Origin of the sequence: uncultured Roseobacter sp. (genome assembly GCF_947496515.1) — a bacterium.
GTDB lineage: Bacteria > Pseudomonadota > Alphaproteobacteria > Rhodobacterales > Rhodobacteraceae > Roseobacter.
The window spans coordinates 112,137-132,901 of the sequence record NZ_CANMDB010000003.1 but is presented as its reverse complement, the minus strand read 5'-3'; the positions used below and the strand labels follow the sequence as shown (position 1 = coordinate 132,901).

20 protein-coding genes are annotated in these 20,765 nt (G+C 62.6%); 8 read left to right on the top strand and 12 right to left on the bottom strand.

What is annotated here, in order from left to right; all coding sequences use genetic code 11:
• Positions 1 to 86 precede the first annotated feature (86 nt).
• From Q1A53_RS07765 to Q1A53_RS07755, 3 genes are read right to left on the bottom strand one after another with little or no spacing between them, the layout of a single operon-like run.
• On the bottom strand, positions 87 to 1,259 hold the full coding sequence (locus tag Q1A53_RS07765; RefSeq protein WP_299964758.1) for a CCA tRNA nucleotidyltransferase: 1,173 nt from the start codon (positions 1,257 to 1,259) through the stop codon (positions 87 to 89).
• Positions 1,241 to 1,837, bottom strand: coding sequence for a CoA pyrophosphatase (locus Q1A53_RS07760; RefSeq protein WP_299964756.1), 597 nt, complete (start codon positions 1,835 to 1,837; stop codon positions 1,241 to 1,243). Before Q1A53_RS07760 ends, Q1A53_RS07765 begins: the two co-directional genes overlap by 19 nt.
• Complete coding sequence (locus tag Q1A53_RS07755; protein WP_299964754.1) at positions 1,821 to 2,810, bottom strand: Hsp33 family molecular chaperone HslO; 990 nt, start codon at positions 2,808 to 2,810, stop codon at positions 1,821 to 1,823. The genes Q1A53_RS07760 and Q1A53_RS07755 overlap by 17 nt, the downstream gene beginning before the upstream one ends.
• Positions 2,811 to 2,891: 81 nt before the next feature.
• Between Q1A53_RS07755 and Q1A53_RS07750 the strand changes: the two genes are divergently transcribed.
• Complete coding sequence (locus tag Q1A53_RS07750) at positions 2,892 to 3,329, top strand: NUDIX hydrolase (RefSeq protein WP_299964752.1); 438 nt, start codon at positions 2,892 to 2,894, stop codon at positions 3,327 to 3,329.
• Here Q1A53_RS07750 and Q1A53_RS07745 read toward each other — a convergent pair.
• Positions 3,317 to 4,594, bottom strand: a complete 1,278-nt coding sequence (locus Q1A53_RS07745; RefSeq protein WP_299964750.1) for a PP2C family protein-serine/threonine phosphatase — start codon at positions 4,592 to 4,594, stop codon at positions 3,317 to 3,319. The genes Q1A53_RS07750 and Q1A53_RS07745 overlap by 13 nt on opposite strands.
• Positions 4,595 to 4,750: 156 nt before the next feature.
• Here Q1A53_RS07745 and Q1A53_RS07740 point away from each other — a divergent pair, with 156 nt between their 5' ends.
• Positions 4,751 to 5,083: an Hpt domain-containing protein gene (locus tag Q1A53_RS07740; protein WP_299964747.1), complete on the top strand. Its 333-nt coding sequence runs from the start codon at positions 4,751 to 4,753 to the stop codon at positions 5,081 to 5,083.
• Here Q1A53_RS07740 and Q1A53_RS07735 read toward each other — a convergent pair whose 3' ends face one another.
• Positions 5,084 to 5,890, bottom strand: a complete 807-nt coding sequence (locus Q1A53_RS07735) for an SDR family NAD(P)-dependent oxidoreductase (protein WP_299964745.1) — start codon at positions 5,888 to 5,890, stop codon at positions 5,084 to 5,086.
• 3 nt (positions 5,891 to 5,893) lie between these two features.
• Positions 5,894 to 7,129 carry a threonine ammonia-lyase IlvA gene (gene ilvA, locus Q1A53_RS07730; RefSeq protein ID WP_299964743.1) on the bottom strand — a complete coding sequence of 412 codons (1,236 nt, stop codon included), beginning with the start codon at positions 7,127 to 7,129 and terminating at the stop codon, positions 5,894 to 5,896.
• A gap of 131 nt (positions 7,130 to 7,260) precedes the next feature.
• Here ilvA and Q1A53_RS07725 point away from each other — a divergent pair, with 131 nt between their 5' ends.
• The gene (locus Q1A53_RS07725) at positions 7,261 to 8,478 is read left to right on the top strand and encodes an argininosuccinate synthase (RefSeq protein ID WP_299964740.1); all 1,218 of its coding nucleotides are present in this window, start codon (positions 7,261 to 7,263) and stop codon (positions 8,476 to 8,478) included.
• Positions 8,479 to 8,510: 32 nt separating this feature from the next.
• Here Q1A53_RS07725 and Q1A53_RS07720 read toward each other — a convergent pair whose 3' ends face one another.
• The gene (locus Q1A53_RS07720) at positions 8,511 to 8,690 is read right to left on the bottom strand and encodes a DUF1508 domain-containing protein (protein WP_299964739.1); all 180 of its coding nucleotides are present in this window, start codon (positions 8,688 to 8,690) and stop codon (positions 8,511 to 8,513) included.
• A 275-nt stretch (positions 8,691 to 8,965) separates the two neighbouring features.
• A complete protein-coding gene (locus Q1A53_RS07715; protein ID WP_299964736.1) occupies positions 8,966 to 9,661 on the bottom strand; it encodes an HAD family hydrolase in 696 nt (231 codons plus the stop codon).
• Between the two features lie 177 nt (positions 9,662 to 9,838).
• On the opposite strand from Q1A53_RS07715, the gene msrA reads away from it, so the two are divergent.
• Complete coding sequence (gene msrA, locus Q1A53_RS07710) at positions 9,839 to 10,501, top strand: peptide-methionine (S)-S-oxide reductase MsrA (RefSeq protein WP_299965266.1); 663 nt, start codon at positions 9,839 to 9,841, stop codon at positions 10,499 to 10,501.
• 96 nt (positions 10,502 to 10,597) lie between these two features.
• Here the strand turns inward: msrA and Q1A53_RS07705 are convergent, their stop codons facing one another.
• Entirely contained in the window at positions 10,598 to 12,853 is a 2,256-nt protein-coding gene (locus Q1A53_RS07705; RefSeq protein ID WP_299964734.1) for an NADP-dependent malic enzyme, read from the bottom strand.
• A gap of 123 nt (positions 12,854 to 12,976) precedes the next feature.
• On the opposite strand from Q1A53_RS07705, the gene mutS reads away from it, so the two are divergent.
• Positions 12,977 to 15,607, top strand: coding sequence for a DNA mismatch repair protein MutS (gene mutS / locus Q1A53_RS07700; RefSeq protein WP_299964732.1), 2,631 nt, complete (start codon positions 12,977 to 12,979; stop codon positions 15,605 to 15,607).
• Between the two features lie 56 nt (positions 15,608 to 15,663).
• On the opposite strand, the gene Q1A53_RS07695 is transcribed toward mutS, so the two are convergent.
• Complete coding sequence (locus Q1A53_RS07695; RefSeq protein WP_299964730.1) at positions 15,664 to 16,227, bottom strand: nucleotide exchange factor GrpE; 564 nt, start codon at positions 16,225 to 16,227, stop codon at positions 15,664 to 15,666.
• A gap of 9 nt (positions 16,228 to 16,236) precedes the next feature.
• Positions 16,237 to 17,301, bottom strand: coding sequence for a heat-inducible transcriptional repressor HrcA (gene hrcA / locus Q1A53_RS07690; protein WP_299964728.1), 1,065 nt, complete (start codon positions 17,299 to 17,301; stop codon positions 16,237 to 16,239).
• Between the two features lie 109 nt (positions 17,302 to 17,410).
• Between hrcA and rph the strand changes: the two genes are divergently transcribed.
• Genes rph through hemW form a run of 3 tightly spaced genes read left to right on the top strand, consistent with a single transcriptional unit; the run spans position 17,411 to position 19,882 of the window.
• On the top strand, positions 17,411 to 18,124 hold the full coding sequence (gene rph / locus Q1A53_RS07685) for a ribonuclease PH (RefSeq protein WP_299964726.1): 714 nt from the start codon (positions 17,411 to 17,413) through the stop codon (positions 18,122 to 18,124).
• On the top strand, positions 18,121 to 18,732 hold the full coding sequence (gene rdgB / locus Q1A53_RS07680) for an RdgB/HAM1 family non-canonical purine NTP pyrophosphatase (protein ID WP_299964724.1): 612 nt from the start codon (positions 18,121 to 18,123) through the stop codon (positions 18,730 to 18,732). The genes rph and rdgB overlap by 4 nt, the downstream gene beginning before the upstream one ends.
• Positions 18,725 to 19,882: a radical SAM family heme chaperone HemW gene (gene hemW / locus Q1A53_RS07675; RefSeq protein WP_299964722.1), complete on the top strand. Its 1,158-nt coding sequence runs from the start codon at positions 18,725 to 18,727 to the stop codon at positions 19,880 to 19,882. Before rdgB ends, hemW begins: the two co-directional genes overlap by 8 nt.
• On the opposite strand, the gene Q1A53_RS07670 is transcribed toward hemW, so the two are convergent.
• On the bottom strand, positions 19,879 to 20,763 hold the full coding sequence (locus tag Q1A53_RS07670) for a ParB/RepB/Spo0J family partition protein (RefSeq protein ID WP_299964720.1): 885 nt from the start codon (positions 20,761 to 20,763) through the stop codon (positions 19,879 to 19,881). The two genes, hemW and Q1A53_RS07670, sit on opposite strands and share 4 nt — an antisense overlap.
• Positions 20,764 to 20,765: the final 2 nt, after the last annotated feature.

Genomic DNA, 20,765 nt, shown 5'->3' with positions numbered 1-20,765 from the left:
CAGCCCAACCAGATCCCGCGATACATTCCGTATTCCTCCGTGTTTCGACGATGACCTACACCAAAGGGCGCGTTTTGTCGATCACTTCATTCCGGTGTCATCAGATCTTCACGCGACAACCGAAAGCCGGAGGCAATCCAGCGCGCTTCGAGGCTGGCAAGCCGGTGGCCCAAAGCCTTGCCTGTCAGCGCGGGCATGAGGTCACGGGCCGCGACAGGAAACCGGGCCTTGGCCCCTTCTACCAAGGGCGGGAGGGCTTTCGGGTCAATCGCCTCACCTGCCATGGCCGCCCGCAGGATCAGCGCGCTGACAGCGACGTCGTAGCCATGGCGATAGGCAATCTCTGGCAAAGGCATCATACCGCTCATGGCCTCTTGCAGCGTGTCCAATGATCTGGCGTCGGCCCGGGTCAGGCGCAACCGCGCGGCGACATCCTGCCCGCCAAGCGCCACCAGTCGGCGCAACCAGTCAGGGCCGAGATCCAGCTCCCCTTCCAGATGGACAACGGGACCCAGCCACAGAGGGTCGCTGCCCGGCAAAAGCCGGCCCAAGACGCCCGTCTTCTGCATACCGGCCACGGCGCGGCAGGGATCGGATGCCGCCAGCAAGCGGCGCATCTCCGATCCGATACGCTCCGCCGAAAGCGTCTCTAACCCGGTGGTATTTGCCGCGATTGCCGCCAGGGCCTCCGTGTCAAAGCCATCCTGTGGCGCCGCGTACCACGCATGAAACCTGAAAAACCGGAGGATGCGCAGATAATCCTCGCGGATCCGATCGCTCGCCTCCCCCACAAAGCGGATACGCCGCGCCAGACAATCGGGCAACCCGCCCAGCGGGTCGATGATTTTGCCCGTCGTCGTGGCGTAGAGCGCATTGAGCGTGAAATCACGACGCCGCGCGTCCTCCGTCATATCCGTTGAAAAGGCGACAACGGCGCGGCGGCCGTCTGTCTCCACATCCTTGCGGAAACTGGTGATCTCGAACCCGCTGCCGTCCACGACCACCGTGACGGTGCCGTGCTCGATGCCCGTGGGCACGACCTTGAAGCCCGTCGCCTCCGCCAGCCGGGTCACCTCGGCGGGCAGCAGCGGCGTCGCCAGATCCACGTCGCCGCCCGACACGCCCAACACCGCATCGCGCACGCAGCCACCCACCAGGTAGATCGGCGCGCCCTCGAACGCCGCGGCCAGCGCCTGCACCCGTCGGTCGTTCAGCCAACCGGTGTCCGCCGGTACATGGGTCAGAGTTGATCGGTCCATGCGCGCAACATACGCGCAGTCGCGCCCCAGATGTAATAGGGTCCGTAGGGCACCGCAAAATAGGCGCGCGACTGGCCGCGCCAGCGCCGCGACTGTATCACGTAATTCGCAGGGTCCAGCACATGGGACAGCGGCACGGAGAAGACTTCCTCCACCTCGCCCGGCTCCGCCATGATCTCGAAAGGCCTCTCGACCAAGCCAATGACCGGCGTGACCTGAAAGCCGGTCACCGTCTCATGCCCAGGCAGGGTGCCCAGAACCTCGACCGATCCGCTTGGCAAGCCGATCTCCTCCTGCGCCTCGCGCAGAGCGGCGGCCACCGCGTCCGGGTCGCCCTCATCCTGCTTGCCGCCGGGAAAGGCGATCTGTCCGGGATGGTGTTTCAGCCGCGACGACCGTTTCGTCAGCAGCAGATGAAGCCCGCCACTCTCCTGCACGATCGGCGCAAGCACCCCGGCAGGCCGCAGTTTGCGACCCGCTGGCAGGACGGTGTTAGGGTTCAGATCGTAATCCGATGACGCGCGCCCGGGACGGCCCAGCGCCGCCCGCAGCGCCGCGAGATCAGGAGTCCTTCGCACTATCTTGCGCCTCGAACCCAACGGTTGCCGGGTCGAGATCATAATGCGCACCGCAGAACTGACAATCGGCCGTGACCCGACCTTCATCGGTGGTCATTGTCTCGATGTCCTGCGCGGAATAGATCGACAGGCTTTGCCGCACGCGCTCTTCCGAACAGGTGCACCCAAAGCGGACCGTTTGCGTGTCAAACACCCGTGGTTGCTCCTCATGGAAGAGCCGCAGCAGCAGATCGTTGGGCGGCAGGGACGGGCCAATCAGCTCAATCTCATCCACCGTATCAAGCAGGATGTTCACGCGGTTCCAGTTCTCCGCCTCGTCCTCCTGCACCAAATCGGAAGCGGACAGCGTCCCGCCATCGCCCTCGCCCGAGGCGACAAAGGGCGATGCCTTGGGCATGTGTTGCAGCATCACGCCGCCGCCACGCCAGTGCTGCGCCACACCGGGTTCGGTTGACTGACCGAAGCTTAGCGAGAACCGCGTCGGCAGCTGTTCTGATTGCGCGAAATAGGTCTCTGCACAGGCGGCGAGCGATCCGCCTTCCAGCGGCGTGATCCCCTGGTAGGGCGTCATGCCCTGACCCTGGTCGATCATGATCGCGAAGTACCCCTCGCCCACCTGATCGAAGGCCGGACCATCCGTGAGCCGCTCCGCATCATAGCTGGCATAGGCGCGGATGCGCGCGGGCTCGCCTTCGGCTTCGGGGCCGTAGTAGTCCGTCGCGATCATGCGCACCGCGCCCTTGGACTGCACCTGGAGTTGCAGCTTCCAGCGCAGCTTGATCGTCTGACCGATCAGCGCCGTCAGCAGCGCCATCTCCGCCACCAGCGCCTCCACCTGCGGGGGGTAGTCATGCTGTTTCAGGATGCCATTCAACACGCCGTCGAGCCGCGCAACACGGCCGCGGATGTCGCTGGCATCAAGCTGAAAGGGCAGGACCGTATCGTCCCACGCGATCTGGTGTCCAAGGGTCATTGGGGTTTCCTTATCGCCAAAGGGTTGGCATACCGCGTCCATATAACGGTCCGCGTTGTGATGAAAAGAGGTCAAGCCAGAATGATCAGACGCATCGGCCATGCGCCCCGTGCAGACCAACGCTACCGGATGCGGCCCGGCGCCTACGCGGTTCTGCCGCTGGATGGCGGTGTTTTGCTGACCGCACAGATCGCCGACATCGTGGATATCCAGCTGCCCGGCGGCGGCATCGACCCCGGCGAGAGCCCCATTCAGGCGCTCCACCGCGAAGTTCTGGAAGAAACCGGTTGGCGCATCGCGGCACCTCGCCGCTTGGGGGCCTTCCGGCGGTTTGCGTACATGCCGGAGTATGACCTCTGGGCGGAGAAGATCTGTCACGTCTACGCAGCCCGCCCTGTAATTTGCACAGGCCCACCGTCAGAGCCCGATCACCGCACGATGATCATGCCCGTCGATGAGGCCATGGCCGCCATGGGCAACGCGGGCGACAGGATTTTTCTTGGGCGCTACTTCACCTGATCCGCGGTAAAGGCAAAGACCGCGCCGGACAGATCATCAGGAAAGGCGTCATGCCCCGCGAACTCTGTCAGCCGCGCCACCAACGCATCCAGCAGCTCAGGGCTCTGCACCGCCTGTAGCCCTGTCAGCATCTCGCCCAGCCCGTCCTCGCCCAGGAGGACATCCTGAGGGTCGGGACATTCGGTAAAGCCATCCGATAGAACGACAAGACGATCGCCCGGGTCCAGCTGCAGGCACCCTTCCCCGAAAACAGCCCCCGGCATCAGCCCGACGGGAAAACCGCCCGGGCCTTCCTGCACGATCCTGCCGTCCGCCCGCTGAATAACCGGATGCGGGTGGCCTGCCTGCGCGAACCGGACCTCCCCCGTGGAACAGTCAATATCGGCCAGCACCATGGTGAAGTAGTGCGCCGTCTCCATCTCATCCAGCACCAGCGCGTTGAGCCGCTCGACCGCCTCCACCGGTGGAATCGCCACATACCCGCCCGCCGTATGGGTCAGCGCAACATTCTGATCGAGCGCGCTCGCGGAGAGATAGCCCGCCAGCCGTGCGGTCATCAGCGCAGAGCTGACCCCGTGCCCGGATACATCGATGGAGTAGACGCACAGATGATCGGGTCCGCCGGGAAAAAAGCCCACGAGATCACCGCCCACATGCCCGCTGGACCGCAGCAGAAGCGAGACATTGCCACCAGCCACCTGCCGGAATCGCTCCGGCACCAGCGACTGTTGCAGCTGTTTCGCTTCGATCAGATCACTGTCGAGCGCGTCATAAAGCCGTTGCAACTCGTCGAGCGTCTCGGTGATCACGCGGTTTTTCTGGGTCAATTCCCGCTGCATGTCGAGAATGCGCAGACCCGCGGTCAGCCGCGCGCGCAGCTCCGGCGCATTGACCGGTTTTGTCAGAAAATCATCGGCCCCGGCATCAAGGCCCTGCGCCACGGCTTCTTTTTCGCTCTTGGAGGTCAGCAGGATGAAATAGCCATAGGCATCCCCCGCCAGCGCCCGGAACGCTGTGCAGAACTCGATGCCGCTCATCCCCGGCATCATCCAGTCGCTCAGGATCATCTGGGGCGCGTGGGTCTCGCACAACGCCAACGCCTCCTCGCCCGAGGCGGCCTCGATCACCTCATAGCCCCATTTCTGCAAGGAACTGGTCAGGATTTTCCGCTGCAACCGGCTGTCATCGACGACAAGGATCCGCGGTGGCTCCGCCGTCTCGGTGGATGGCGTGGCTGGCCGCAGTGCGGCGCGGTGATGTTGCATAAATCGCCCAAACTCAATCGTTACCGAACAGGATCACAAAACCCTTAAGAGAGGATGAAGGGGAAAGCTCGAATTCGAGACAAATAGCGCTCAGTCAGTCAACGGACCGGTAAGCGGAAAAGGGTAGAAGACACGCACACTGAGGGAGCTTGGCCAGTGATTGATTGGGATAGGATCGACATCCTGCGCGACGAAGTAGGTGCGGAGGATTTCGACGAAGTCGTAGAGCTGTTTCTTGATGAAGTCGATGAAGCGGTCGGTGACCTCGATACCACCGCAGACCCCGTGGCACTGTCGGAAAAGCTGCACTTTCTGAAGGGCAGCGCGCTGAGCCTGGGGTTTCGATCGTTCTCGGAGATGTGTCAGTCCGGTGAAGCAGCTGCCGCCCGGAAAAACACAGCCGCGATTGATCTGGTCGCCTTGCGTGATTGCTACGGCCAGTCGCGCCATTCGTTTCTTGCCGAACTGCCGGGGAAGTACCCCGGCTGACTACTCCAACCGGTAGAGCGCGGCCCGGTCTGCATGGCCCAACTCGCTCACCGCCCGCTCCTGCAACCTCTGCATGCCTTTGATCCAGCTGTCGTGATCCTCGGCGCGGCGTCGCGCAAACCCGGCAACCTGCGGGTGGGGCAGGATCAGGAACCGCCCGGCCTCCACTCCCGCGACGATGCACTGCGCCACCTGTGCTGCTGTCAGGACCTGACCACCTGCCTCGGCGTCTTTGATCAGCGGCGTGGCCACATACTGAGGGCAGGCAAGCGATACCTGAATGCCCGCCTGCCCGTGGCTGATCGCCAGCGAGTCGGCAAAGCTGACGGCGGCGTGTTTCGTCGCCGAATAGGCCGCGTCGCCGATCTGGTTCAACAATCCAGCAGCCGACGCGATAGTGACGAAACACCCGGACCCCCGCGCCAGCATCTCCGGCAACAACGCCCGCGCGGCATAGACATGCGCCATCACATGAACCTGCCAGCTGCGTGCCCAGACGGCATCTGGGGCAGAAGCCGCATGATCCGGCTGGCCCTCAAAAACGCCTGCATTAGAGACACAAATATCAATGGGACCCAATCGGTCAGCCACCCGCGCCAAAGCGGTTTGCAAACCGCTTTCCTCGCCCACATCGCAAGTCAGTCCCAGAACATCCAGACGCTCTGCAGCCTCTCTCACCAGTGTCGCATCGCGGTCGAGGATCGCCACTTTCGCGCCTTTGGCACGCGTCGCCTTGGCAAGTGCCGCACCGATCCCGCTCGCCCCACCTGTGATCACCGTCACGCTTTGATCAAACCGCACAGCCATCTGTCAGATCACGAACTGCGCGAGCGTTTCGTCATTGGTGATGTCGGTATAGGTAAACCCTGCCGCGTCCAGCTCACCGAAGAGCCGGGCAAAGTTGTCCGGCACACTCGTCTCGATCCCGATCAGCACGGAGCCGAAATTACGCGCTGATTTCTTGAGATACTCGAACCGTGCGATGTCATCCTCCGGGCCGAGAATACTCAGGAACTCCTTGAGCGCACCGGGCCGCTGCGGCATCCGCAGAATGAAGTACTTCTTCACGCCGGAATAGCGCTGCGCGCGTTCCTTGACCTCCGGCAGACGCTCGAAATCGAAGTTGCCGCCCGAAGCAACCGCCACAATGGTCTTGCCCCGGATCAAATCCGCAATCTCGTGCAGGGCCTCGATGGCCAGCGCACCTGCGGGCTCCAGCACGATGCCTTCAACGTTCAACATCTCCACAATGGTGGTGCAAATACGGTCCTCGGACAGATGCACAATGGTCTCTGGCTTGACCGTACTGAGCCGCGCAAAGGTCCGCGCCCCCAGCTTCGCCACAGCCGCGCCATCTACGAAACTGTTGATCGGGGAGACATCCACCGGCGTCCCCGCCGCGATTGCAGCGCCCAGGCTTGGCGCGCCAACAGGCTCTACAAAGGTGTATTCGACCCTGTCCTGGAAGTAACTCCGCACACCCGCCGACAGCCCGCCGCCGCCGACGGGCAGGATGATCCGGTCGGGCGCCCTGCCCAATTGCGCCTCGATCTCCACGCCGACCGAAGCCTGACCTTCGATCACGTCCTCATCATCGAAGGGCGACAGGAAATGAGCATTCTGGGCAGCGCAAAACTCCTGCGCTTCGGCCAGCGTATTGTCGAAGTAGTCTCCAACCAGGCGGATCTCCACGTGATGACCGCCGAACATCCGGGTCTTCTGGATCTTTTGCTGCGGCGTGGTCACGGGCATGAAGATCACCCCCTGCACACCGAAGTGACGGCACATGAAAGCCACACCCTGCGCGTGGTTTCCCGCACTGGCACAGACGAAAACGGACTGCGCCGGGATCACCTTGCGCATGGCGTTAAAGGCACCGCGCAGCTTGTAGGACCGCACCGGGCTCAGATCCTCGCGCTTCAGCCAAATGTCCGCACCGAACCGCGCCGACAGATGGTCGTTGCGCAACAGGGGCGTGGGTGGAAACACGGCCCGCATTTCAGCCTCTGCCGCGCGCGCCGCTTGTGCAAAACCCTTTGCCGCCATCGGCATTCCCTTTTCTGGCGAAGTCCCCGATCAGTAAGGTGCCACACCCCGCTGGTCAACGCGCATCCGCCTTGCCGCCCCTGTCAAAACCCGCTATCGCAGCCGGGATTTCGTCACCAAGGAAAAACCCCATGTCCGCGCCCAAGAAAGTCGTGCTTGCCTATTCCGGCGGCCTCGATACCTCGATCATTCTCAAGTGGCTGCAGACGCAATATGACTGCGAAGTCGTGACATTCACCGCCGATCTGGGCCAGGGGGAGGAGCTTGAACCGGCGCGCGCCAAGGCCGAATTGATGGGTGCGAGCGACATCTTCATCGAGGACCTGCGCGAGGAATTCGTGCGCGACTTTGTCTTTCCGATGTTCCGCGCCAATGCGGTCTACGAAGGGCTCTACCTGCTGGGCACCTCCATCGCGCGGCCCCTAATTTCCAAACGTCTGGTGGAGATTGCCGAAGCGACGGGCGCGGATGCCGTCGCCCATGGTGCCACAGGCAAGGGCAACGATCAGGTCCGTTTCGAACTCGCGGCCTACGCGCTGAACCCTGACATCAAAGTCATCGCCCCTTGGCGCGAGTGGGATCTGTCCAGCCGGACAAAGTTGATTGATTTCGCCGAAAAGAACCAGATCCCAATCGCCAAGGACAAACGCGGCGAGGCGCCGTTCTCTGTCGATGCAAACCTGCTGCACACCTCCTCCGAGGGCAAAGTGCTCGAAGACCCCGCGGTAGATGCCCCCGATTACGTCTACCAGCGCACCGTGAACCCCGAGGATGCGCCCGACACGCCCGAATACATCGAGATCGGGTTCGAGCGGGGCGATGCAGTCTCTATCAACGGTGAAACGCTCTCTCCCGCTGCTATCCTGACCCGGCTGAACGAGGTTGGCGGGCGGCATGGCTGCGGGCGGCTCGATCTGGTGGAGGGGCGTTTCGTCGGCATGAAGTCCCGCGGGATTTACGAGACCCCAGGCGGTACCCTGTTGCTGGAGGCCCACCGCGCCATCGAATCCATCACGCTCGATCGTGGCGCCATGCACCTCAAGGACGAGCTGATGCCGCGCTACGCAGAGCTGATCTACAACGGCTTCTGGTTCAGCCCGGAACGCACGATGCTGCAGGCCGCCATCGACGCAAGCCAGACCCATGTGACAGGCACGGTGCGGCTCAAGCTCTACAAGGGCCACGCGCGCACGGTGGGCCGCTGGTCGGATCACAGTCTCTATTCCGAGGCGCATGTGACCTTCGAGGATGACGCAGGCGCCTATGACCAGAAAGACGCCGCCGGGTTCATTCAACTGAACGCGCTGCGGCTGAAGCTGTTGGCCGCCCGTGATCGTCGGTTGAAGTAGAGGCGGGCGGCACTGCACCGCCCACTTCTTTGTCAAACGGATTCGCGTTCGTAGACCGGCGCGTTGTAGGCTGACTTCGTTAGCTGGATACCATGCTCGGCATCCGACTTGCGAACGTAGCTTTCAGACGACACGGCGATGGTTTCGTGGTTCGAAGCTTTGAGTGTCCAGCGCCAATAACCCGAAATGTCTTTGTACAGTACAAAATACACAGTGTTGCTCCTCAAGTGTTTGTCAGCACCGGCACCATTGCCGGGACTGACGAGGACGCCGCAGCATACTTGACGGGAGAACCCAAATTCGCGAATGATCGCGATGTCTGAACAAGACAGGCTGCCGTCTACGGCGATCAAGGGGCGCGACGGGAATCGCGCCCCTTATGATTCCCGAAAGTGCCTATCGTGTCGAATCTTTTTGTCTAAATATATTTTGGCTCCATTGGGCAGACCCAATATCGTGTGCTCACCCATAGGGATTCGATAATCGATTAACTCAGGGCGCGCGCTGCTAATCTCTCGTAGTAAGGCAGCGCCGCCTCCAGAACCTCACTCGCCGCGCCCTCAAACACCGGCAGATCCCCTTCCGCCCCGGCAAACCCCGTACTGCGGTGGACCGCCCCGTACCAATGGCGCGCCCAGATGCCATCTTCGGGCCGCGGACCCGCTGGCCAGCGCAGCATGGCCGTATCGAAGGGCAGGCCAATCGCGTCGCATAGCTTGCGGAGCATCCCCTCCGGATCGGCGCGAATGTCTGTGCTGTCGATCACGATCCCGCCCAGTTTTTCGTACAGCGCCAGTTGCTCCACAACCGCGATGTCCGCCAACGTCGGGTTCTCGTGTTTCGCCGCATAGCTGGCAATGACCCGCGCCGGATGGCGGATCAGGTGAATGTTCACGCAGCTCTCCGCCCAGCCCATCGGAAAGCCTGGGCACATGTGGTGCGGCATGTGCTTCATATAGATGTGTGGTGTGTCTACTGGCGCAGAACAGGCCTCTTCGACCTTGTTAGGGTCTGTTTCATGCGTCGAGATGATCGCCTCCCGCATCGGATGGTCTATCCCGGTCGTGGCGAGATAGGGTGCATAAAACGGCTCATCCATGACGGAGAAATCCGCCCGCGCGGCAAAGCTGTACATCATGGCAGTCGACAGGTTCCGCGGACCTGACCACATGGCAATGCGCATATCTGGCTCCTTTGCTGCACACGGCGCTTTTCCACAAACACGTCCCTACCCACCGGGTGGCGTGAATTTTATCATGATCACCACATATTACCGGTCTTCACCAGCACGTGACGTCGCAGCCTCGTGAGTTGTGTGTCAGCCCCGTCTTGTCGATGGTGAGGAAAAGGAGATGTTATGATGCGCAAAACGGAAACACTCAAATCCATCGCTCTGGCGGGCATGATCGCCCTCGGCGTCGTCGCACACAGCAAATCGAGCCATGCCGCAGACATCCAGACGCTGACGGTTGCGGGCGGCTGCTTCTGGTGTGTCGAAGCGGACTTCGAACGCGTCAAAGGCGTGCAGGAAGCGGTCTCGGGCTTTACCGGCGGCAACGTTGCCAACCCGACCTACAAGCAGGTGACGGGCGGCAACACAGGACATTACGAAGCGGTCCAGATCACCTTTGACGCCGATGTCATTGACCGGCGCAGCCTGATGGACATGTTCTTCCGCTCCGTGGATCCGACGGATGCGGGCGGGCAATTCTGTGACCGGGGCGAAAGCTATCGCACCGCGATCTTTGCCGGGAGCGCCGCCGAACGGCAAGTTGCCGAAGCGGCCAAGGCCCAGGCCGCTGCCGATCTGGGGCAAACCGTGGTCACCCCCGTGCTTGATCTCGGCACCTTCTACCCGGCGGACTCCTACCATCAGGACTATTACCTCAGCCGCGATCTGATCATCACCCGTTTCGGGCCAAAGCGCAAAGCCGCCGCCTACAAGGCCTACCGCGACGCCTGCGGACGCGATGCACGGGTGCGCGATCTCTGGGGCAATGCCGCGCCCTTTGTCGGCAGCTAAAAGCAAGAACAAACCGATCGAACTGCGCCGCCCGGCGATCAGCCGGGCAGCCTCCGACCCTCCTCGATGGAGGGGAGGAGGCTTCCCCCGGCCGGATCAGCCCACCCTGCAAGCGGCCAGCACCGCCATATTCAAAATGTCATTCGCCGTCGACACAGTGGAGCAAATCTGGATCGACCCATCGACACCTGCCAAAATCGGCCCGATCACCGTGGCCCCCGCCAACTCCTGCATCAGCTTGACTGAGATGCTCGCCGAATGGCGCGCGGGTACGATCAGAATATTCGCAGGCCCCGTCAGCCGCATGAAGGGATACCCCTCCTGCGCCTGCGCGTTCAGCGCCACATCCACGGTCATCTCACCTTCGTACTCAAAGCTCACACCGCGCTTGTCCAGCACCTCCGCCGCCTTGGCCATCTTGTCCGCACGTTCGGACACCGGGTAGCCAAAGGTCGAAAAGCTCACGAAAGCCACCCGGGGCTCCAGCCCCATGTTGCGCGCCACCTTGGCCGACCGTTCGGCAATATCGGCCAGATCCTCTTCGTCCGGCCATTCGTTGACGATGGTGTCCGCGATAAAGACGATCCGACCCTTGTGCAGCACCGCGGTGATCCCGGCCACGCCGTGTTCCTTGTCGGCGTTATAGACGTGGTTGATCCGGTCGAGGATATGCGCTGATTTCCGTGTCGCCCCGGTCACCAGCCCGTCGCCATGACCGTGCTGTAACATCAGCGCGGAGAACACATGCCGGTCGCGCGCCGCGAGCCGGTGAATGTCCTGCGCATCAAACCCGCGCCGCCGCAACCGATCGTAGAGGAACTGCTTGTAGGTCTCCAGATGCTGGGTGTTGGCCGCGTTTACGATCTCGATCTCGCGGTGCGCATCCGCCAGACCAGCGGCATCGAGCTTGGCCTTCACATCCTCGGCCCGGCCCACCACCAGCGCCTTGCCGAGACCCGCGCGCTGATACATGACCGCCGCGCGCAAGACCCTCGGGTCATCCCCTTCGGCAAAGATCATCCGCGCCTGATTGGCCCGGGCGCGGGCGTTGATGCCGCGCAGGATGCTCGCCGTCGGATCCATCCGCGATTTCAGCGACAGCTCATAGGCTTCCATGTCGATGATCGGCCGCCGCGCGGCACCGGTGTTCATCCCCGCCTGGGCCACCGCTGGCGGCACCCGGTAAATGAGCCTCGGATCGAACGGCGTCGGGATAATGTAGTCCCGCCCGAAACTGAGGTTCTTGCCGTAGGCCAGCGCCACCTCGTCGGGCACATCCTCGCGCGCAAGATTGGCCAGCGCATGGGCGCAAGCGATCTTCATCTCGTCATTGATGGCGCGCGCATTGATGTCGAGCGCGCCGCGAAAGAGATAGGGAAAGCCCAGCACATTGTTGACCTGATTGGGATAGTCGCTGCGCCCCGTGGCCACGATGGCATCGGCGCGCACAGCATGGGCATCTTCGGGCGTGATCTCCGGATCGGGATTGGCCATGGCGAAAATCACCGGATCATCGGCCATGCTTGCGACCATCTCCTGCGTCACCGCCCCCTTGACCGACACGCCCAGAAAGACATCCGCCCCCTTCATCGCCTCTTCCAGCGTGCGCGCCTCGGTCGAGACCGCATGCGCTGATTTCCACTGGTTCATGCCCTCGGCGCGGCCCTGGTAGATCACGCCCTTGGTGTCGCACATGATGCAGTTCTGATGCCGCGCGCCCATCGCCTTCAGCAGTTCCAGACAGGCGATCCCCGCCGCCCCCGCGCCGTTCAGCACGATACGCACATCCTCGATCTTCTTTCCCGACAGCTTCAGCGCATTCAGCAACCCAGCCGCACAGATCACCGCCGTCCCGTGCTGGTCGTCATGAAAGACGGGGATGTCCATCTCCTCTTTCAGGCGCTGTTCGATGATGAAACACTCTGGCGCCTTGATGTCCTCAAGGTTGATCCCGCCGAACGTCGGCCCCATCAGCTTGACTGCGTCAACAAACGCCTCCGTATCTTCCGTATCCAGCTCGATATCGATGGAGTTCACATCCGCGAACCGTTTGAAGAGCACCGCCTTGCCCTCCATCACCGGTTTCGACGCCAGCGCGCCGAGGTTCCCCAACCCCAGCACCGCCGTCCCGTTGGAGATCACCGCAACCAGATTGCCCTTGTTCGTATAGTCATACGCCGTCTCAGGGTTTTCCGCGATGGCCTCGCAGGGCACGGCAACACCGGGCGAATAGGCAAGGCTCAGATCCCGCTGCGTGGTCATCGGCACGGTCGCCGTTACCTCGAATTTTCCGGGCGTGGGCTCAAGATGGAAGGCCAGCGCCTCCTCCGGTGTGACGCGGGTTTTCGACATGGGGTTCTGGCCTTTACTGACAATCCGGGTGTCAACCGTAGACCAGCCGTCCCAGCGCTGCAATTGAGGCTTTTACCCCCGGTCGCGCATTTGTAAGGTCTGCCAAATGCCGCAGGAGGCCCCATGACCGTCACCCCGATGATGGCCCAGTATCTCGATCTGAAGGCGGACTACGCGGATGCGCTGCTCTTCTACCGCATGGGTGACTTTTACGAGATGTTCTTTGAGGACGCCGTCGCCGCAGCCGAAGCGCTGGACATTGCCCTGACCAAACGCGGCAAGCACGACGGCGCCGATATCCCCATGTGTGGCGTGCCCGTGCATGCCGCCGAAGGCTACCTGCTGACGCTCATTCGCAAGGGGTTTCGCGTGGCCGTCTGCGAGCAGATGGAAAGTCCTGCAGAGGCAAAGAAACGCGGCTCCAAATCCGTGGTGAAACGCGACGTGATCCGCCTGGTCACCCCCGGCACCCTGACCGAAGAAGCCCTGCTGGAGGCGCGCCGCCACAACTACCTCGCCGCCTATACGCATGTGCGGGATGACGACGCACTTGCCTGGGTCGATATCTCTACCGGCGCTTTTCACGTGATGCCTGTCACCTCTCTGCGCCTCGGCCCGGAGCTTGCCCGGCTCGCCCCCTCCGAACTGCTGGTCAGCGAGGCCAAGGAACCCGAGCTGCGCGAAACCGCAGAAGACTTCGGTGTGGCGCTGACATCTCTCGCGCGCTCCGCCTTCGACAGCCAGGGCGGAGAGGCGCGTCTGTGTGCTCTCTTCGGGGTCGAAACACTGGACGCCTACGGCACTTTCAGCCGCGCCGAGATCTCTGCCATGGGCGCTATCCTGCAATATCTGGAGATCACCCAGAAAGGCAAACTGCCCCTTCTGCGCCCGCCGCAGAAAGAAGCGGAGGCCCGTAGCGTCCAGATCGACGCCGCAACCCGCCGCAACCTGGAACTGACCCAGGCGCTCTCAGGCGGGCGCGCCGGATCGCTGCTGTCGGTGATCGAACGGACCGTCACCGCCGGTGGCGGACGACTACTGGAGCAGCGCCTCTCCAGCCCCTCCCGCGTCCTCTCCGTCATTCACGATCGCCTCGCCGCCGTTCGCTGGGCTGTCGATACGCCCCAGCATCGCCACCAGATCCGCGAGCTGCTGCGCAAGGTACCCGACCTCGACCGCGCCCTCTCCCGATTGTCCCTCGACCGCGGCGGCCCCCGAGACCTCGCCGCCATTCGCGACGGGCTGACCCAGGCCAACGCGCTGTGTGAACTGCTCGGCGATCAGGAACTGACGACACTGCTGAGCGAGACGCACACCGCCCTGTCGGGCCATGATGCGCTCATCGACACGCTGGATACCGCCCTTGTAGCAGAGCCGCCCCTGCTCACCCGCGACGGCGGTTTTATCGCACCCGGACATGACGCCGATCTCGACGAGACCCGCGCGCTGCGCGACGAAGGCCGCAGCATCATCGCACGCATGCAAGCAGACTTCATCACGCAAACGGGGATTTCCTCGCTCAAGATCAAGCACAACAACGTGCTGGGATACTTCGTGGAAACCACCGCGACCCACGCGGAAAAGATGCTCTCCCCGCCCCTGTCCGACAGCTTCATCCACCGGCAGACCACGGCCAATCAGGTGCGTTTCACGACCGTCGAGCTATCCCAACTGCAGACCCGAATCCTGTCCGCCGCCGATCGCGCGCTGGAGATCGAAAAGCGCCTGTTCGAGGTCCTGCGCAACAGCGTCCTTGCCGCGGCAGGCCCCGTCGCGCAAGCCGCCACCGGCCTCGCTGAGCTGGATCTGACAACCAGCCTCGCCGAACTGGCCGCAACGGAAAACTGGGTCGAACCCAAGGTCGATACCACCCGGGCCTTCGACATCTCCGCAGGTCGGCACCCGGTTGTGGAACGCGCGCTGCAAGCGGGCCAAGCCACCCCCTTCATCGCCAACGATTGTGACCTCAGCGCCGAAGATACCGGCAATATCCACCTGCTCACCGGTCCCAACATGGCGGGGAAATCCACCTACCTGCGCCAGAACGCCCTGATCGCCATCCTGGCTCAAATGGGCAGCTTCGTGCCCGCGGACCACGCCCATATCGGCCTCGTCTCCCAGGTCTTCAGCCGCGTTGGCGCTTCGGATGATCTCGCCCGGGGTCGCTCCACCTTCATGGTGGAGATGGTCGAAACCGCCGCCATTCTCAACCAGGCAGACGATCACGCGCTGGTCATCCTCGACGAGATCGGCCGCGGCACCGCCACCTACGACGGGCTCTCCATCGCCTGGGCCACGCTCGAACATCTGCATGATGTCAACCGCTGCCGCGCCCTTTTCGCCACCCACTACCATGAGATGACAGCGCTCGCCGGCAAACTCGCAGGCGTGGAAAACGCCACCGTCGCGGTCAAGGAATGGCAGGGAGAGGTCATCTTCCTGCATGAGGTCACCAAGGGCGCTGCCGACCGCTCCTACGGCGTTCAGGTCGCCCAGCTGGCGGGCCTCCCCCCCGCCGTGATCACCCGCGCCCGCACCGTTCTCGACGCGCTGGAAAAAGGCGAACGCGAAGGTGGCCCCGCGCAAAAAGCCCTGATCGACGACCTGCCGCTTTTCTCGGCGACACCGACACCGCTGCCACCCCCCAGGTCCACAGCACTTGAAGACACCCTGGCCGAGATCCACCCCGATGAGCTCACGCCCCGTCAGGCGCTCGACGCCCTCTACAAACTGAAAGAAGCGGCCAAAGACTGACCGCTCCTTCATCTTGCCAGATAAACTCCCCCCGGAGGGCCGCTCTCAACCAGCCGTCAAGACGCCGGAGCGGAGGAGACCCCGACCTGCGCGGGACGCAACAACCGGTCGTGCAACATGAACCCTTCCGCAGCGACCTGAATGATGTCCCCTGCCTTGGTCCCGGGCAAAGGCGCCTCGAACATGGCCTGGTGGTGCTGCGGATCGAACCTGTCACCAACCTCGGGCGCGATGATCTCGATCCCGTGCTTCTTGAAGACGCTCAGCAACTCGCGCATCGTCAACTGGATCCCTTCGATCAGGGCAGAGTTGCTTTCCATCTGCTCCTCGGTCACCGTCTCCAGCGCGCGCTTCATATTGTCGTACACGGGCAGCATATCACGGCTCAGCTTGGACCCACCGTAGTTCTCCGCTTCGCGCCGGTCCCGGTCGGAGCGTTTGCGCGCGTTCTCCGCATCCGCCAGCGCCCGCATGAACCGGTCCTTCAGCTGATCGCGCTCTGCCCGCAGCTGGTCAATCTCCAGCGCCTCATCGTCAATCTCTTCCATCTCATCGGCAAAGGCCTCCGCCTCGGCGTTCTCGATATCGTCCAGAAATTCGTTGTCCTTGGGCTCTGCCATATTCCACCTCTAGCTGCGGTCGGAGATCAGCTTGCCGACCAGCTGCGCCGTATAATTCACAATGGGTACGATGCGACCATAATTCAGCCGCGTGGGACCGATAACACCCACCGCACCGATGATCTTTCGATCAGCGTTCATATATGGGGAAACCACCAGAGAGGAACCCGAAAGTGAAAAAAGTTTGTTTTCAGAGCCAATAAAAATGCGCACGCCATCACCGTCCTCGGCGAGCTCCAGAAACTCCGCGATATCGCGCTTGCGCTCCAGATCGTCAAACAGCCGCCGGATGCGTTCCAGATCCTCTGCCTGACCGTCTTCATTCAGCAGATTGGATCGCCCGCGGACGATCAGCCGCTCGATTTCCTGACCTTCGCCTTCCCAGACCGCCAGACCGCTTTCCACCAGATCCTGCGCCAGCTTGTCAATCTCCTGCCGTCGGGCCGAGATCTGCGTCTGCAGCGTGGAATGCAGCTCGCTGAGCGTCTTGCCCTCGATCAGCGCATTGAGAAAATTCGCCGCCTCCCGCATGGAGCTGGGCGTCTGCCCGGGCGGCGGCGCAAAGAGCCGGTTCTCCACGTGACCATCGGCGAAAACCAGCACCACCAGGGCCCGCTCGGGCGAGAGCGACACGAACTCGATGTGTTTGATTGGCGCCTCGTGCTTGGGTGTCAACACCAACGAGGCCCCCTGCGTCACCCCCGACAGGGCCGAGCCCACGCGGTCCAGCAACCCGCCCACATCTTCGGAATTCGACGCCATGGTCGCGTCGATTCTCCCCCGGTCGGCATCATCGGGATCGCCGATCTCCAACAGGCCATCCACGAACATCCGCAATCCCAGCTGAGTCGGAACGCGGCCCGCGCTGATATGCGGGCTGTCCAAAAGACCCAGATATTCCAGATCCTGCATCACATTGCGGATTGTCGCCGCACTCACCTTCTCACTGAAATCCCGCGTCAGCGTCCGCGATCCCATGGGCGTGCCATCGGCGAGGTACCCTTCCACCACGCGACGAAAGACTTCACGCGATCGGTCGTTCATCTCGGCCAGTATGTTGGCGGTATCGTTCATAAAGGATCCTTGGCTGGTCCTCATAAAAGCATGAACCGCCGGAAATTCAATCGGGCTTGCATCTGCCCACCCCGCACAGGTATCGGGTGGCATCAACAAAGGATATACCATGCGCCCCTCTGGTCGAGCTCTGGACGAAATGCGTGCCGTTTCCATCGAGACGGATTTCACGAAACACGCCGAAGGCTGCGCCCTCATCCGCATGGGCGACACCCATGTGCTGTGCACCGCGACCATCGAGGATCGGGTGCCGCCTTTCATCAAGGGCTCCGGCCTCGGCTGGGTCACCGCGGAATACGGCATGCTGCCCCGCGCCACCAACACGCGCATGCGGCGTGAAGCAACCGCCGGAAAACAAGGTGGTCGCACGGTGGAAATCCAGCGGCTGATCGGGCGCTCCCTGCGGGCGGGCATCGACCGGGTGGCCCTTGGCGAACGCCAGATCACCGTGGACTGTGACGTGCTGCAGGCGGACGGCGGCACCCGTTGCGCCTCCATCACCGGCGGCTGGGTTGCGCTCCGCCTCGCCGTCAACGCGCTGATGAAAGCGGGCGATGTGATCAGCGACCCCATGCCCGACCCTGTCGCGGCGATCAGCTGCGGCATCTACGCAGGCCAACCGGTGCTCGATCTCGACTACCCGGAGGATTCCGAGGCGGGCGTCGATGGCAACTTTATCATGACCGGCACGCACCGTCTGATCGAAGTGCAGATGAGCGCCGAAGGTGCTACCTTCTCGCGCGATCAGATGAACCAGCTGATGGATCTGGCCGAAAAGGGTGTGGGGGAGCTTGTCGCCGCACAAAAGACGGCCACCGCATGACACGCCGGTTTGAAGGCGACCGTATCCTGATCGCCACGCATAACGCGGGCAAACTGGACGAGATGCGGCAGCTTTTCGAGCCCCATGGCGTGCGGGTCGTTGGCGCGGCCGAGATGGATCTGCCCGAGCCTGACGAGACCGAGACCACCTTTGTCGGAAATGCCCGGATCAAGGCGCGCGCCGCCGTCGCCGCCACGGGTCTGCCCGCTCTGGCAGATGATTCCGGGATTGAAGTGGAGGCACTCGACGGCGCCCCGGGCGTCTATACCGCAGACTGGGCCGAGACACCCGATGGTCGCGACTTCGTCATGGCCATGACCGAGACCCACAACTTGCTGGAGGAGCGGCAGGCGCCGCACCCCCGCAAGGCCCAGTTTTGCGCGACACTGGTGCTCGCCTGGCCCGACGGGCACGAAGAGGTGTTTGCCGGAACCGTTTCAGGCACGCTTGTCTGGCCCATACGGGGGCGTACGGGTCACGGGTATGATCCAATGTTCCAACCGGAAGGGTATGACATCACCTTTGCGGAAATGGACCCCGCGCAGAAGAACCGGATCAGCCACCGCGCCGATGCCTTCGCCAAACTGATCGCAGGTTGCTTTGGCTGACGACTGGCAAGCGGGCGGCTTCGGCCTCTACCTGCACTGGCCCTATTGCGCGGCCAAATGCCCCTACTGCGACTTCAACAGCCACGTGACGCGCACAATCGACCACGCCGCCTGGTGCAAAGCGTATCTCGCCGAACTTGACCGGGCTGCCGCGGAAACGCCGGGCCGTGTGCTGCATTCCGTGTTTTTTGGCGGCGGCACGCCCAGCCTAATGGATCCCGAAACAGCGGCACGTGTGATCGATCGCGTCCGGCATCATTGGCCTTGTGCCAATGATCTCGAAGTCACCCTGGAGGCGAATCCCACTTCCGTCGAAGCGGACCGTTTTACCGCGTTCCACGCTGCGGGCGTGAACCGCATATCCATGGGCATCCAGGCGCTCAACGACGTCGATCTGCAGCGGCTCGGACGCATGCACAGCGCGCGTGAGGCGATGGCAGCCTTCGACATCGCGCGCAGCACCTTTGACCGCGTCAGCTTTGATCTGATCTACGCGCGGCAGGATCAGACCCCCGCCGAATGGCGAGAGGAACTGACCCGAGCGCTGGACCTCGCCGTTGATCATCTGTCGCTCTACCAGCTGACCATCGAACAGGGCACCGCCTTCGGTGACCGCTACAACGCAGGCAAACTCCGCGGGCTGCCGGACGACGACCTCGGCGCGGATCTTTTCGAGATGACACAAGACATCTGTGCCGCCCACGGAATGCCCGCCTATGAGGTCTCCAACCACGCAGCCGATGGGGCGCAGTCCCGACACAACCTGATCTACTGGCGCTACGGCGACTACCTCGGGATCGGGCCGGGTGCCCACGGTCGGTTAACGGTGAACGGCGCGCGCTACGCCACCGAAAGCTATTCGAACCCGGATCGCTGGCTGAGTGCTGTGTCGGGCGGGTCCGGCGAGAAACCCCGTCAGGTTCTGACAGCCGATGATCAGGCCAGTGAATACCTCCTGATGGGGCTGCGGTTACGGGAAGGTATCAGCATGACCCGGTACGAGACGTTGAAAGATCGGCCACTGTCTCCGGACCGGCTGTATCAGATGCTTGAGCTGGGTATGGTCACGACCCAAGGTGACACTTTAACTGCTACAAATCAAGGTGTTAGAGTGCTAAACGCGGTTCTGGAAGCTCTATTGTCGGATTAGGATCCGCCCAGCAAGCGGCACAGCTCATCGAGCTGGTCAAGCGATTTGTACTGCAACGTCATCCGGCCACCTTCACCGCCCGGCGCATGATCCAACGTCACCTTCATACCCAAAGCAGCGGAGAGATCCCCCTCGAGCGCCTTGGTATCCGCGTCCTTTTCCTCAACCGGCGCTGCCGTACGGCGCACATCTGGCCCGGTGTCGCCAGCGATGTGTTTCTTGACCAGCGCCTCGGTCGCGCGCACCGACAAACCGCCCTTGATCACCTCTTGCGCCAGCGCCACCCGGTCCGTCGCCGGGATCAACGCCCGCGCATGACCCGCACTCAGATCTCCTTGGCGAACAAAATCCAACACGTCCTCCGGCAGGCTCAGCAACCGCATCAGGTTGGCAATATGGCTGCGGCTCTTTCCAAGCGCTTCGGCCAGTTTTTCCTGGGTGTGACCGAACCGCTCCATCAACTGCCGGTAGCCTGCTGCCTCTTCAATCGGGTTCAGATCTGCCCGCTGGATGTTCTCGATGATCGCGACCTCGAGCACCTCAGCGTCCGTGAAGTCCCGGATCACCACCGGCAATTCGTGCTGATTGGCCAGCTGCGCTGCGCGCCAACGCCGTTCCCCCGCGACGATTTCGTACCGTTCCGGGCCAACCACCCGCACAATCAGAGGTTGCAGAACACCCTTTTCACGAATGGACGCGGCGAGGTCCTTCAGATCGGCTTCGGCGAACCGTTTGCGCGGCTGGTCCGGGTTCGGAGCGATCTTTTCAATCGGAATGAGACGGTCCGCCGTTGCTTGGCCCGCGCTGGTGCTCCGCTCCGTCTCCGCCACGTCAGACATCAGCGCCGACAGCCCCCGGCCGAGCCCACGTTTCCGATCCATAC